The 13,423-nt window shown below is 70.1% G+C and carries 15 protein-coding genes; 11 read left to right on the plus strand and 4 right to left on the minus strand.

Annotated features, from left to right (window positions below; translation table 11 throughout):
* Positions 1-12: 12 nt before the first annotated feature.
* Positions 13-1,395: a dihydrolipoyl dehydrogenase gene (gene lpdA / locus AB0N22_RS02800; protein WP_364635774.1), complete on the minus strand. Its 1,383-nt coding sequence runs from the start codon at positions 1,393-1,395 to the stop codon at positions 13-15.
* A 107-nt stretch (positions 1,396-1,502) separates the two neighbouring features.
* Between lpdA and AB0N22_RS02805 the strand changes: the two genes are divergently transcribed.
* Positions 1,503-2,081 carry a hypothetical protein gene (locus AB0N22_RS02805; protein ID WP_364635777.1) on the plus strand — a complete coding sequence of 193 codons (579 nt, stop codon included), beginning with the start codon at positions 1,503-1,505 and terminating at the stop codon, positions 2,079-2,081.
* Positions 2,082-2,098: 17 nt separating this feature from the next.
* Entirely contained in the window at positions 2,099-2,446 is a 348-nt protein-coding gene (locus AB0N22_RS02810) for a DUF1801 domain-containing protein (protein ID WP_364635779.1), read from the plus strand.
* Positions 2,447-2,480: 34 nt separating this feature from the next.
* On the opposite strand, the gene AB0N22_RS02815 is transcribed toward AB0N22_RS02810, so the two are convergent.
* Both AB0N22_RS02815 and AB0N22_RS02820 read right to left on the minus strand, forming a co-directional pair.
* The gene (locus AB0N22_RS02815; RefSeq protein WP_364635782.1) at positions 2,481-3,833 is read right to left on the minus strand and encodes a serine hydrolase domain-containing protein; all 1,353 of its coding nucleotides are present in this window, start codon (positions 3,831-3,833) and stop codon (positions 2,481-2,483) included.
* Positions 3,830-5,278, minus strand: a complete 1,449-nt coding sequence (locus tag AB0N22_RS02820; protein WP_364635784.1) for a leucyl aminopeptidase — start codon at positions 5,276-5,278, stop codon at positions 3,830-3,832. The genes AB0N22_RS02815 and AB0N22_RS02820 overlap by 4 nt, the downstream gene beginning before the upstream one ends.
* A gap of 58 nt (positions 5,279-5,336) precedes the next feature.
* Between AB0N22_RS02820 and gcvT the strand changes: the two genes are divergently transcribed.
* Positions 5,337-6,437 carry a glycine cleavage system aminomethyltransferase GcvT gene (gene gcvT, locus AB0N22_RS02825; RefSeq protein WP_364635787.1) on the plus strand — a complete coding sequence of 367 codons (1,101 nt, stop codon included), beginning with the start codon at positions 5,337-5,339 and terminating at the stop codon, positions 6,435-6,437.
* A 3-nt stretch (positions 6,438-6,440) separates the two neighbouring features.
* On the plus strand, positions 6,441-6,641 hold the full coding sequence (locus AB0N22_RS02830) for a hypothetical protein (RefSeq protein WP_364635790.1): 201 nt from the start codon (positions 6,441-6,443) through the stop codon (positions 6,639-6,641).
* A gap of 19 nt (positions 6,642-6,660) precedes the next feature.
* On the opposite strand, the gene AB0N22_RS02835 is transcribed toward AB0N22_RS02830, so the two are convergent.
* On the minus strand, positions 6,661-7,191 hold the full coding sequence (locus AB0N22_RS02835; RefSeq protein ID WP_364635793.1) for a DUF3043 domain-containing protein: 531 nt from the start codon (positions 7,189-7,191) through the stop codon (positions 6,661-6,663).
* A 77-nt stretch (positions 7,192-7,268) separates the two neighbouring features.
* Between AB0N22_RS02835 and AB0N22_RS02840 the strand changes: the two genes are divergently transcribed.
* The 7 genes from AB0N22_RS02840 (at position 7,269) to AB0N22_RS02870 (ending at position 13,349) form a co-directional block, all read left to right on the plus strand.
* A complete protein-coding gene (locus AB0N22_RS02840; RefSeq protein WP_364635796.1) occupies positions 7,269-7,994 on the plus strand; it encodes a PspA/IM30 family protein in 726 nt (241 codons plus the stop codon).
* On the plus strand, positions 7,969-8,871 hold the full coding sequence (htpX, locus tag AB0N22_RS02845) for a zinc metalloprotease HtpX (RefSeq protein WP_364635799.1): 903 nt from the start codon (positions 7,969-7,971) through the stop codon (positions 8,869-8,871). Before AB0N22_RS02840 ends, htpX begins: the two co-directional genes overlap by 26 nt.
* Before the next feature lie 4 nt (positions 8,872-8,875).
* Entirely contained in the window at positions 8,876-9,445 is a 570-nt protein-coding gene (locus AB0N22_RS02850; RefSeq protein ID WP_364635802.1) for a hypothetical protein, read from the plus strand.
* A 27-nt stretch (positions 9,446-9,472) separates the two neighbouring features.
* Complete coding sequence (locus tag AB0N22_RS02855) at positions 9,473-10,744, plus strand: aminotransferase class I/II-fold pyridoxal phosphate-dependent enzyme (RefSeq protein WP_364635805.1); 1,272 nt, start codon at positions 9,473-9,475, stop codon at positions 10,742-10,744.
* Between the two features lie 7 nt (positions 10,745-10,751).
* Positions 10,752-11,867 (plus strand): glycerate kinase, encoded by a 1,116-nt coding sequence (locus tag AB0N22_RS02860; RefSeq protein ID WP_364635808.1) that lies wholly within the window; start codon positions 10,752-10,754, stop codon positions 11,865-11,867.
* A gap of 80 nt (positions 11,868-11,947) precedes the next feature.
* Positions 11,948-12,316 (plus strand): iron-sulfur cluster assembly accessory protein, encoded by a 369-nt coding sequence (locus tag AB0N22_RS02865; protein ID WP_364635811.1) that lies wholly within the window; start codon positions 11,948-11,950, stop codon positions 12,314-12,316.
* A 58-nt stretch (positions 12,317-12,374) separates the two neighbouring features.
* Positions 12,375-13,349: a carbohydrate kinase family protein gene (locus AB0N22_RS02870; RefSeq protein WP_364635814.1), complete on the plus strand. Its 975-nt coding sequence runs from the start codon at positions 12,375-12,377 to the stop codon at positions 13,347-13,349.
* The last annotated feature ends 74 nt before the right edge of the window (positions 13,350-13,423 follow it).

A 13,423-nucleotide genomic window follows, 5' to 3' on the forward strand; every position in this document is an offset into this window, starting at 1 on the left:
CAGGTCTCCGGGTCAGGCGTGCGAGTGGAGGGGCTTGCCGGCGAGTGCGAGTGCTGCTTCGCCGAGAGCTTCGTTCTGGGTGGGGTGGGCGTGGATGAACTGCGCCACGTCCTCGGGGTAAGCCTCCCAGTTGACCATCAGGGACGCCTCTCCGACCTGCTCGCCGTAGCGGGCGCCGATCATGTGGACGCCGACGATGGGGCCGTCCTTCTCGCGTACGAGCTTGACGCTGCCGGTCGTCGCGAGGATCTGCGACTTGCCGTTGCCGCCGAGGCTGTAGTCCTGGATCTCGACGTTGTCGTCGCCGTACTTCTCGCGGGCCTGGGGCTCGGTGAGGCCGACCGAGGCGACCTCGGGGTCGCAGTAGGTGACGCGGGGGATGCCCGAGTCGACGACCGGCTGCGGGTTGAGGCCGGCGATCTCCTCTGCGACGAAGATGCCGTGCGCGAAGCCGCGGTGCGCGAGCTGCAGGCCGGGGACGAGGTCACCGACGGCGAACACGCCGTCGACGTTGGTCGCGAGCCGCTCGTTGGTGGGCACCCAGCCACGGTCGACCGTGATGCCGGCCTCCTCGTAGCCCATGCCGGCGGAGTTGGGTCCACGGCCGACGGCCACGAGGACGAGGTCGGTGTCGATCGTGGTGCCGTCCTCGAGGGACACCGTGACGCCGGACTCGTTCTGCTCGACGCTGCTGAACTTCACGCCGGTCTTGAAGTTGATCTTGCGCTTGCGGAACGCGCGCTCGAGCTGCTTGGACAGCGACGGGTCCTCGAGCGGGATCAGCGTCGGCAGGCCCTCGATGATCGTGACATCGGCGCCGAACGACTTCCAGACCGACGCGAACTCGACGCCGATGACGCTGCCGCCGATGATGACGACCTTCTCGGGTACCTCGCTCATCGCGAGCGCCTCGGTGCTGGTGATGACCCGGCCGCCGATGTCGAGGCCCAAGGTGCGGGAGACCGAGCCGGTCGCCAGGACGACGTTGGCGCCGGTGTAGCGCTCGCCATTGACCTCGACCGTCTTGGGATCGACGAGCTTGCCCTCGCCCTCGACGACCGTGATGCCGCCGGACTTGATGAGCCCCTGCAGTCCCTTGTAGAGGCGCTCGATGACGCCGTCCTTGTAGGTGTTGACCGCGCTCATGTCGATGCCGTCGAAGGTCGACTTGATGCCGTACTTCTCGCCCTCGCGGGCCAGGTCGGCGACCTCCGCGGAGTGCAGGAGCGCCTTGGTCGGGATGCAGCCCCAGTGCAGGCAGGTCCCGCCCAGCTTGGACTTCTCGATGAGGGCGACGCTCTTGCCCAGCTGGACCGCGCGCAGCGCGCAGGCGTAGCCGCCACTGCCGCCGCCGAGAATCACGATGTCGAAGTTGTTGCCGGCGACGTCCGCCACGGTGTCCTCCCAAGGATGTCGTTCGTCATCATCTTGTCACTTGCGGCAAGGACGCTGCCACCGGGGTTTGATCCGGCGATGCCCTCCGATCGGGCACACTTGTGCGCATGGGAATCTTCCGAGGCCGCAAGGCCAGGACGGACGGCGGCGCCGTGGTCTCCGACCGCAACGCCAGCCGTGCCGACCTCGACGCGCTGCGCGCCTTCGCCGAGTCACGCCAGGGTGTCGAGGCGTACGTCGAGCCCAAGACGTCCGTCACCCAGACGACGTTGCTCCTGGTGGCGGCCGACGGCGAGTCGATCCGGCGCCGGGTCGCATCGGCGCAGGCGGCCTACGAGTTCGCCCGCAAGAAGCTCAACATCCCGGTCTACGACGCCAACCTCGTCGGTGTGCCGTCACGCAAGCGCGACTACGACCTGCGCAAGGCCAAGGGCACCCCGCCGCCGTCCTCGTCGAGCTCCACGACCTCCGCGCCGGCCAAGCAGACGCCTAAGGAGCTCGCCGCGATCATGACCCTGGAGTCGGTCGCCGGCGTCGACCCCCTGCCCACCAATCCGTCGTTCGACGAGCTCATGCGGGTCTATCGCAAGGCCCGCAAGCAGGCGCACCCCGACCGGCTCGGCGGCGAGCGCACCAAGTGGGACACCGTCGAGGACGCAGCACGGACGCTCGGCCTGCCCGACTGACCTGCCAGACTGACGGCATGGCAGAGCGTTTCGACACCGTCGACGAGTACATCGCCTCCTTCCCGGTCGAGGTGCAGGCCGTTCTCGATGACGTCCGGGCGACCATCAGGACGGCCGTGCCGGGGTCCGGCGAGACGATCCGCTACCAGATGCCGTGCGTGACCCTGGGCGACCGCTACCTGGTCCACTACGCCGGGTGGTCGAAGCACATCGGCCTCTACCCGGTCCCGGTCGCGGACGGTGACCTCGAGCCCGAGATCGCGCCGCTGCGTTCGGACAAGGACACCGTGAAGCTCATGTACGACCGCCCGCTGCCGCACGAGCTGCTGACCCGGATCGTGCAGTTCATCGCCGCCAGCCGCTGAACCCGCCGACCGGCCCGCCCGAGCAGGCGGACGGTCAGTGCCAGCCGGCTTCGTCCACGCCGCCGGGGACCGTCGCGTCGGGGTCGTAGGGCGTACGCGTGAAGGCGAACGACGCGATCAGCAGCCGGACGGGCTGGCCTGAGGCGTCACGTTCCACCGTGAGCGGCTCGTCGCGGTAGTAGCCGTCCAGCACCACCCAGGCGTCGCCATCGGGCCTGAACCGGGCTCCGCGTCCCTCGCCGGGCGTCCCGAGGCGCAGCACGCCCTCGGGGGCGATGGACAGGGTGAACGCGTACGTCCCCCAGAACCACGGGCCGACGAGGTCCAGCGCTGCAGCCTCCGCCGAGTCGGCGCTCCACGGCTTCGGGGCCAGTGGCTCCTTCTCGGCCAACAGGTCGAGCAGGTCCGACGTCGACGTGCCGAGTCCACTCGTCGAGTTGGTCATCAGCACGATCCCGTCGCCGGACTCGATGTCGACCCGGAGCGTCGCGAGGAAGCCGGGCATCGACCCGCCGTGACCGGCGAAGCGGCGGCCGTCGACGTTCCACACCTGCCAGCCGAGCGCGTGCGCGCCCGTCCACGCCACGCCAGGAAGGTCGTTGACCGCGATCGGCCGGAGCATCTCGACCCGCGTGGCCTCCGACAGCACCCCGGCGGTCCGACCGCCGAGAAACGCTGCCCAGCGGGCCAGGTCGTCGACGGTGGACCACAGCTGCCCGGCGGGGGCCATCGCGACGGCGTCGTGCTCGGGCTCGACGTGCACGAGGTCGGCCCAGGGATGCACCGCGAGGCCGGGTGCTGCCGGAGCGACCGGCCTCACCGTCGTACGGGTCATGCCGAGCGGCTCGAGGATGCCGGTCCGCACCGCTTCGTCCCACGGTCGGTCGCGGAGCCGGGCGATCAGCTCGCCGAGCGCGGCGAAACCGACGTTGGAGTAGTGGAAGCCCGTCCCGGGCGTGCTCCGGAGCCGAGGTGCCGAGGCCATCAGCTCGGCCCAGGGCACGCCCTCGGTGCGCTCCCACCAGTCCCCGTCGGTCTCGGCCTGCAGGCCGGACGTGTGCGTCAGCAGCTGGGCGACGGTCACCTGGGGGAACGGCACCTCGGGCAGGTGGGTACCGATCGGGTCGCCGAGGTCGAGGCGACCCTCGTCGCGGAGCCGCAGCACCTCGACCGCGACGAACGTCTTCGAGATCGAGCCGATCCGGTACTGGGTGTCAGTCGTCGGTGGCGTGCCGCCTGCCTGCCCGTCGAGGGTGCCCGCGACGTCGGACCACACGAGCGCGCCGTCACGGACGATGCCGGCGGCGATCGACGGCAGCCGCTGGGTGGACTGCTCGACGGCCAACCGCTGCGACAGGGCCCTGGCCGTGGCGGCGTCGATCGTCATCGAGCCCCGGCCAGCTCCGATGCCAGCCGGACCAGCGTGCGGACGCCGGTGCCGGTGCCGCCGACGGGCGTGTAGTCGAACGCACTGCCCTCGTTGAACGACGGACCGGCGATGTCGAGGTGCGCCCAGGGGATGTCCTTGACGAACTCCCGCAGGAACGCCGCGGCGAACAGCGTGCCGCCGTACGGCTTGGGGTTGTGCTGCCGCAGGTCGGCGATGCTGGAGGAGTTGACCTTGCCCTTCATCTCCTCGGTGATGGGCAAGGGCCACATCGACTCGCCGGCCGACTTGGACGCCGCGAAGACGGTGTCGCCGAACTCCTCGTCGTTGCCGAGGATGCCGCTGGTGTGCTCGCCCAGGGCGACGACGCACGCTCCGGTGAGCGTCGCGACGTCAACGATGCGGTCGGGCTTGCCCTCGGCCGCGAGCGCGAGACCGTCGGCGAGCACGAGGCGACCCTCGGCGTCGGTGTTGTGCACCTCGACCGTGGCGCCGCTGCGCATCGACAGCACGTCGCCGGGACGCGTCGCTCCGCCGCTCGGCATGTTCTCGGCGATGCAGGCGTACGCCGTGACCTTGATCGGCAGGCCGAGACGGGCGATCGCCACGGTCGCGGCGGCGACGGCAGCGGCGCCGGCCATGTCGAGCTTCATGGTCTGCATCGACGCGCCGGGCTTGATGGAGAGTCCGCCCGAGTCGAACGTGATGCCCTTGCCGACCAGCGCGAGGTGCGTCACCGCGTCGGCCGGGGCGTACGTCATCGTGACGAGCCGGGGCGGGCTGTCGGAGCCGCGTCCCACGCCGAGGATGCCACCGCAGTTCTCCTTGGCCAGGCGCCTCTCGTCCCACACCGTGACCTTGACGTCGGTGCCGGCGTGCGCCGTGATGGCCTCGGCGAAGTCGGCCGGTCGCAGGTCACCGGGAGGCGTGTTGACCCAGTCGCGGGCGGTGTTGACGGCGGCGGCGACAGTGGCGGCGCGCTCCACGGCCTTGGTCGCAGTCGTCTGCCGCGCGAACGGGCTCAGGATCACGGCGGACTTGAGCTTGGGCTTCTTGGCGTCGCCCTTCTTCTTGGACTTGAAGGTGTCGAACACGTACGCGCCGAGGGGCACGCCCTCGGCGATCGCCTCGACCTCGTCGACCCCGGCCGGGTGCAGGGCGATCGCGATGCTCGTGGCGTTCTTGGCAGCACGAACCCCGCGTGCAGTGGCGCGTCGCAGGTCCTCGGCGGTCGGCTCCTCGGGGAGGGCGACGGCCACGATCAAGGAGGCCTTGGCGGCGTCCCCGGCAGGGAACGTCACGGTCTGGCCCTTCTCGCCCGTGAACCCGAGCAGGTCGAGCGTGGGAGCCAGGTCACCCTTGTCCTCGTCGCCGCGGATTCCGAGGATCAGTGCGTCGGCGCGGGCAGTGGTCGGCTTGGCGGTGCTGAGGGTCACTGAGAGCATGTCCGCCACTCTAGGCTCGCACGTCGAGCGTGCGCGACCGTGCCCTACCTTGGGTCCCATGGATCTGCTGCACTCGCCGTTGCACGACCGCCACGTGGCCCTCGGGGCCAAGCTCGCCGAGTTCGGTGGCTGGGACATGCCGCTGGAGTACGCCGGCGGGGGCGTGCTCGCCGAGCACAAGGCGGTGCGCGAGGCAGTCGGCCTGTTCGACGTCAGCCACCTCGGCAAGGCGCTGGTGCGTGGCACGGGCGCGGCCCAGTTCGTCAACGAGTGCCTGACCAACGACCTGGCCCGCATCGAGACCGGCAAGGCCCAGTACACCCTGTGCTGCGACGACGACGGCGGCACCGTCGACGACCTCATCGCCTACCTGCGCAGCGACTTCGAGGTGTTCCTGATCCCCAACGCGGCCAACACCGCCGCGGTCGTCGCCCGCCTCCAGGCTGCCGCCCCCGCGGGCATCGAGGTGACCGACCAGCACCGCGATCACGCCGTCCTGGCGATCCAGGGTCCGCTGAGCGACGAGGTGCTGAAGGCGCTCGACCTGCCGGTCGACCACGAGTACATGTCGTTCGCCGACGCGACGATCGCGGGCCAGGACATCACGGTCTGCCGCACGGGCTACACCGGCGAGCGCGGCTACGAGCTCGTCGTGCCGTCGGCGTCCGCCGGCGACGTGTGGGACGCCGTCATGGCAGCGGGGGAGCAGCACGGCATCCGGGCGTGCGGCCTCGGTGCACGCGACACCCTCCGCACCGAGATGGGATACCCGCTCCACGGGCACGAGCTGTCGCCCGAGATCAGCCCGGTCATGGCTCGCGCCGGCTGGGCGGTCGGCTGGGGCAAGCCGGCCTTCTGGGGCAAGGCGGCACTGGAGCGTCAGCGCGCGGAGAAGACCGTCCGCACGCTGCGTGGGTTGCTGGCACAGGGTCGCGGCATCCCGCGCCCCGGCATGACGGTCGCTGACGCCGACGGCGCCGAGCTCGGGGAGATCACCTCGGGCACGTTCTCGCCGACGCTCCGCCAAGGCATCGCGCTGGCCCTGCTCGAGCCCTCGGTCGAGGACGGCGCGACCGTCGTCGTCGACGTGCGCGGACGCTCCGAGGCCTTTACCGTCACCAAGCCACCATTCGTGCAACCGTCGACCAAGGAGAGCTGAGTCATGGCATGGACCTGGACGTTGGAGGATTCACTCGGCGAGGTCAAGGGCCGGTCCGAGGAGTTCGAGAGCCGCGGTGACGCCGAGTCCTGGGTGGGCGAGGACTTCGAGTCGCTCATCGAGCAGGGCATCGACCAGGTACGCCTCTTCGAGGGCGAGACCGAGGTCTACGGCCCGATGTCGCTGCACGCCGAGGACGCCTGAGCGACCCGCGCGAGACCAGTCAGTAGCGGTTGGCGAGCGGGTCGCCGCGCTTGACCTGCGGCTTCGGCAGCCGGAGACGGCGCAGCTGCGTGCTGCGGAAGAACGTGTAGGAGGTCGTGCCGCGGACGTCCTCGGGCGCGAACCGCTTCTTGAGCTCCCGCTTCAGTCCGCGGATCAGGAAGAGCTCGTCGATCGCGAACGCCGCCAGTGTCACGGCCCACAGGAGTGACGTGAGGACGGGGGCCACGTACACCGCGATCAGGATCACCACGAGCAGGGGGAGCAGGAACTCCCCGAAGTTCCAGCGGCGGTCGACGTAGTCGCGGCAGAACTTGCGCACCGGACCGCGCTCGCGGGCCGGCAGGTACTTCTCGTCGCCGGTCTTGAGCGCCTCGCGCTGCTTGAGGCGGATCTCCTCGCGGGCGGCCCGCTCACGCTTGGCCTGCTCCTTGCGCGTCAGGGGGACCTTCATCTGCTTCTTGCGCGCGGCCTCGGCCTCCTTGCGCGTCGGCGTGCGACGTCCTTTGCCGGCCTCTGTCTCGTCTACCACGGGCGCAACCCTACCCGTAGGGTTGGTGACATGAGCGAGCGCAGCAACCGCCCGACGACGGCGACGGAGGGCACGGCATGAGCATCGGCAAGCGGCTCGCCAGGATCTTCCGCTCATGGCGTTTCCGCGGCAACGATGTCGAGAACCTGAAGGACAAGCTCGACGAGACCTACCGCAACCAGACGGCCCTCCTCCGGCAGGTACGCCGCGGCGTGGCCGACGTCGCGACGAGCCGCAAACGGGTCGAGCTCCAGCTCGCCGCGCTCGACCAGCAGGCCGCGCAGCTCGACGACGAGGCACGCCAGGCCGTGGCTCACGGCAACGACGACGCGGCGCGAGCGGTCCTGACCCGCAAGGTCACCCTCGAGAAGGCGGCCGCCGACCTCAGGACCCGGCATGCCGACCTGGTGCTCGAGGAGGACAAGCTGGAGGCTGCCGCCCTCAAGATCGAGCAGGAGGTCGAGGCGTTCCGCGTTCGCAAGGACACCTTGGCCGCGCGCCACACGGCAGCGGCGGCGCGCGCCGAGATCAACAGCGCGACCCGCGGCATCAACTCCTCAGTGAGCGACGTCGGCCAGGCGGTCGAGTCGGCCGAACGCCGTACGCGTGAGCTCGAGGCCACGGCCGACGCCGTCGACGAGCTCGTCGCCGAGGGCGTGGTGACCAAGCCGGGCGAGAGCTCCGACGACGCGCTGCGTCGCCGCTTCGACACCGCACTCGACAGCGCCGAGGTCGACCGGCAGCTCGAGCAGATCTCCACTCCCGGGAAGGACGACGATGGCACGGACTCGCTTCAAAGGTGATCGTGGGCTGACCTGGCGGATGGGCGGCGTCTCCCTCGGCCTGGGCGCGCTCTACGTCGCGTTCGGCGCGGTCCTCCTGACCCAGACGTCACTGGGCGCCTTCGGCATCGTCATCGTCCTGGCCATCGCGTGGGGCCAGTGGTTCTTCTCCGACACGCTCGCGCTGAAGTCGATGGGAGCCAAGGTCGTCGAGCCCGAGCAGGCTCCCGAGCTGCACGCCATGATCGACCGGCTGTGCGCCCTCGCCGACATGCCGAAGCCCCGCGTCGCCGTCGCCGTGACTGACATGCCCAACGCCTTCGCGACCGGGCGTTCGCCCAAGCACTCCTCGGTCTGCGTGACGACCGGCATCATGCAACGGCTCGACGCCGACGAGCTCGAGGGCGTGCTGGCGCACGAGCTGTCGCACGTGGCCAACCGCGACGTCACCGTCATGACCGTCGCCTCGTCGCTGGGCCTGCTCGCGGGTTTCATCACTCGTTGGGGCATGTACGCCGGCAACATCTTCGGGGGGCGGGGCAACAAGAACAGCGGTGCCGTGTTCCTGGTCGTGTTCCTCGTCAGCATGGTCGTCTACTTCGTGAGCTTCGTCCTCACCCGGTCGCTGTCGCGCTACCGCGAGCTCAGCGCCGACCGCAGCGGCGCCTACCTGACCGGCCGGCCGTCCAAGCTGTCGTCGGCGCTGGTCAAGATCTCCGGTGACATGGCGCGCATCCCCAACCGCGACCTGCGTGAGGGCCAGGCGATCAGCGCGTTCTTCTTCGCCCCCGCGATCAACCGCGAGTCGATCGGCGCGATGTTCGCGACGCACCCGCCGCTGCAGGTCCGGCTCGACCAGCTCGCCAAGGTCAGCGCCGAGCTGTCGGAGCAGGGCTGACGCCGTGGGCATCTTCGACGCCATCCTCGGTCGTACCAAGCCGCCGCAGGCCGACCTCGACGTCCTGTTCGCCGTGCCGCAGGCCGCGCTGTCGCTGCAGACCGAGGGCTTCACGACCAGCGGCTCGGGCTCGGTGTGCTTCCGCGACGTCGAGGGCAGCGCCGACGACACGGTCATGGCCGAGGCCGAGAAGCTGATCACGACCAACGCAGGCGCCACCGTCGCCCGCAGCACGGACCGCTTCGGCTTCCACTGGCTCACGGTCACCCGTACGGACGGCGACGTGTCGGGCCTCGTGACCGACCTCCACGCCGTCAACAGCTCGCTGGCCGACGCGGGCTTCGGCTCGGCCCTGCTGTGCTCGACGATCGGCTTCACCGCGGTCGACGCCAAGCCGCTCGCCCTGGTCTACCTCTACAAGCGCGGCACGTTCTACCCGTTCGCTCCGCTCGACGGCGAGAAGCGTGACAACGCGCTGGAGCTGCAGGTGCGCGGCATCGTGGGCGAGGACGTGCCGGTCGAGCCCGACCTCACGAAGTGGCTCGCGATCTGGGGCGCTCCCGGTCTCGGCTGACAGGACCCGGGCGGATAGGTTGGACAGGTGACGTTCGACACCCTCTCCACCGACCAGATCCAGGCCCTGCTCGCCGAGCAGACGGCGGCCTACCAGACGCTCAAGGAGTCGGGCCTCAAGCTCGACCTCACGCGCGGCAAGCCGTCGCCGGCCCAGCTCGACCTGTCCAACGAGCTGCTGTCGATGCCCGGCTCGGAGTTCACTGACGCCGCCGGCACCGACACGCGCAACTACGGCGGGCTCACGGGGCTCAAGGAGCTGCGCGAGATCTTCGCACCGATCATGCAGGTGCCGGTCGACCAGGTCGTCGCGGGTGACAACGCGAGCCTCGCGATGATGCACGACAACCTCGTGTTCGCGCTCTTCCACGGTGTCGCCGACTCCGAGCAGCCGTGGGGCGTCGAGGAGGCCGTCAAGTTCATCTGCCCCGTCCCGGGCTACGACCGGCACTTCGCCCTGCTCGAGGAGTACGGCATCGAGATGCTGCCGGTGGACCTGCTCGACGACGGTCCCGACGTCGCCGCGGTGCGTGAGCTCGTCAAGGATCCGGCCGTCAAGGGGATGTGGCTCGTCCCGACCTACAGCAACCCGACCGGCGCCGTCGTCAGCGAGGCCGTCGCGGCCGAGCTCGCGGCGCTGGAGACCGCGGCGCCGGACTTCCGCATCTTCTGGGACAACGCCTACGCCGTGCACCACCTGACGGAGCAGCACACCAAGACAGCCGACATCCTCGGACTGTGCTCAGCGTCCGGGCATCCCAACCGCCCGGTGATCTTCGCGTCGACCTCCAAGGTCACGTTCGCGGGCTCAGGCGTGTGCTTCCTCGGCAGCTCGGCGGCCAACATCGAGTGGTACCTCAAGCATCTCGGCAAGCGCACGATCGGCCCCGACAAGGTCAACCAGCTCCGTCACGCCCGCTTCCTCAAGAGTGCCGAGGGTGTCCACGAGCTCATGGACGGCCACCGGGCGATCTTGGCACCCAAGTTCCAGACCGTCGCCGAGATCCTGCGTGCCCGCCTCGGCGACCACGGGGTCGCGAGCTGGACCGAGCCCAAGGGCGGCTACTTCGTCAGCCTCGACGTCGTCGACGGGACCGCGTCGCGGGTCATCCAGCTCGCCCGTGAGGCCGGCGTCGCGATGACACCTGCCGGTGCGGCCTTCCCGTACGGCGACGACCCGCGCGACCGCAACATCCGCATCGCGCCGTCCTACCCGTCGCCCCAGGAGCTCGAGGCCGCGATCGACGTGCTCGCCACGTGCGTGCTGATCGCCGCCGCCGAGCAGGCCCTCGCCCAGTAGGTCGCGCATGCGGGTCCTGGTGGCGCCTGACGCGTTCGGCGGCACCCTCACTGCCCCTGAGGCGGCCCGGGCGATCATCGAGGGCTGGCGGCGCCACGCCCCCGACGACGAGCTCCACGCCGCCGCGATGGCTGACGGGGGTCCGGGCTTCGTCGACGTCCTGCACCAGGGGACCGGCGGCGATCTCGAGGTCGCGACCGTGCGCGGGCCGGTGGGCGCAGACGTCCCGGTCACGATCCTGCACGCGGACGGCACGGCGTACGTCGAGAGCGCCCAGGCGTGCGGGTTGCACCTGGCGGATCCGCAGGACCCGCTGCACGCCACCACGTACGGCGTCGGGCAGGCGATCGGTGCCGCCCTCGACGCGGGCGCCCGACGCGTCGTGGTCGGCCTCGGTGGCAGCGCCACCAACGACGGGGGAGCGGGCCTGCTCGCCGCCCTCGGGGCCACCGCTGACGTAGGTCTGGACGCCGGGCCCGACGGGCTCGCCGGCGTCACACAGGTCGATCTCGCTCCGGCCCGCGCCCGGCTCGACGGGGTCGAGCTCGTCATCGCGGCCGATGTGGACGTGCAGCTGCTCGGCATGTTCGGGGCGACCAAGACGTTCGGGCCGCAAAAGGGACTGACCGACGAGGAGATCATCGCCGTCGACGGCATCCTCGACCGGTTCGTCGAGGCGACCTGCGGCTCGACGCCGGCCGAGCGCCGGGTCGCCGACGCCAAGGGCGCCGGCGCAGCCGGCGGGCTGGGGTTCGCGCTCATGCTGCTCGGTGGCGAGGTCGTCTCCGGCATCGACCTCGTGGCCGAGGCCGTCGGGCTCACCGCCCAGGCGGACGCGCACGACCTCGTGGTGACGGGCGAGGGGACGTACGACTTCTCGTCGCGCGCCGGCAAGGTCGTCTACGGCGTGGCGTCGGTCGCCGGCTCTGCGGCCCGTCCCTGCATCGTGCTCGCGGGGCAGGTCCTCGTCGGCTCCCGGGAGATGCGCGCCATGGGGGTCGAGAGCGCCTACTCGGTGTCCGACCTCGTGGGACTCGACGCTGCGATGGGGGAGCCCCATGCGAGCCTCGCGGCGCTCGCCGAGCGTGTCGCGCGCACGTGGTCGCCTCGGCATGAGGATTGACGGCGTACGATGGAATGGAATCGGCACGGGACATGTTGACCACCGTGTCGTGACCACAGACCAGATCCATGGGAGACCACATGACGATCGAGACTGAGCAGTCCACCGTCGAGACCACACCTGCCACCGGCGTGACCCTGAGCGAGGGTGCGGCCGAGAAGGTGAGCAGCCTCCTGGCCCAGGAAGGTCGCGACGACCTCGCGCTCCGCATCGCGGTGCAGCCCGGCGGCTGCTCCGGCCTGCGCTACCAGCTGTTCTTCGACGAGCGCTCGCTCGACGGCGACCAGATCTTCGAGTTCGGCGGCGTCAACGTCGTCGTCGACCGCATGAGCCTGCCCTACCTCGGTGGCGCGACGATCGACTTCGTCGACACGATCGAGAAGCAGGGCTTCACGATCGACAACCCGGCCGCCACGGGCTCCTGCGCCTGCGGTGATTCGTTCCACTAGGACCTACGACACACGACGGCCTCCTGCATCGCAGGAGGCCGTTGTCTATGGTGTGGGGGTGCACCTCGCCATCACCGGTTCGATCGCCACTGATCACCTCATGACATTCCCGGGCAAGTTCGCCGATTCGCTCGTGCCGGACCAGCTCGACAAGATCTCGTTGTCCTTCCTCGTGGACGACCTCGACGTACGCCGTGGGGGGTGTGCCGCCAACATCGCCTACGCCCTCGCCAAGCTCGGGCACCGGGCCCTGCTGGTCGGGGCTGTCGGCCGCGACTTCGAGGCGGAGTACCGCGGCTGGCTCGACGACGCCGGCGTCGACACGTCGGGCGTCCTCGTGTCCGAGACCCGCCACACCGCGCGGTTCGTGTGCACCACCGACAGCGAGCTGGCGCAGTTCGCCACGTTCTATGCCGGTGCGATGTCCGAGTCCCGCGACATCGACCTGTTCGCCGTCGGCGAGGACTTCGACCTGGTCCTGATCGGACCTGACGATCCCGAGGGCATGCTGCGGCACACCCGTGCCTGCCGTGAGCGCGGCGTGCCGTTCGCCGCCGACGTCTCGCAGCAGCTCGCGTTCGCCGAGGGCGAGATGATCCGCGACCTGATCGACGGGGCCACCTACCTGTTCAGCAACGACTACGAGGCGGCGCTCATCGAGCAGAAGACCGGCTGGTCGACGGCCGACGTCCAGGCCCACGTCGGCACGCGCATCGTCACCCGGGGCAAGGCCGGCGTCACGATCTACCCGGCCGATGGTGACCCCATCGAGGTCGGCGCCAACGAAGGAATCGTCGCGGTCGACCCGACCGGCGTCGGCGACAGCTTCCGTGCCGGATTCCTGGCCGGCATCGCGGCCGGACTCGACTTCGAGCGCTCGGCGCAGATCGGCTGCACGATCGCCGCCAGCGTCGTCGAGACCAAGGGCACCCAGGAGTACCAGCTCGAGCGTGAGGGCTTCCTCAAGCGCATCGCAGCGGCATACGGTGAGCAGGCGAAGGCTGACATCGGCGCAGCCCTCGCGCTCGCGTGACAGGTCGGGCCGACACCCGTTCAACAGAGGCTGACCTCACCGCAGGTGCCCGGTCGCGCTCAAGTAAGGTTCTG

The organism is Aeromicrobium sp. NPDC092404 (assembly GCF_040684095.1).
Lineage (GTDB): Bacteria > Actinomycetota > Actinomycetes > Propionibacteriales > Nocardioidaceae > Aeromicrobium.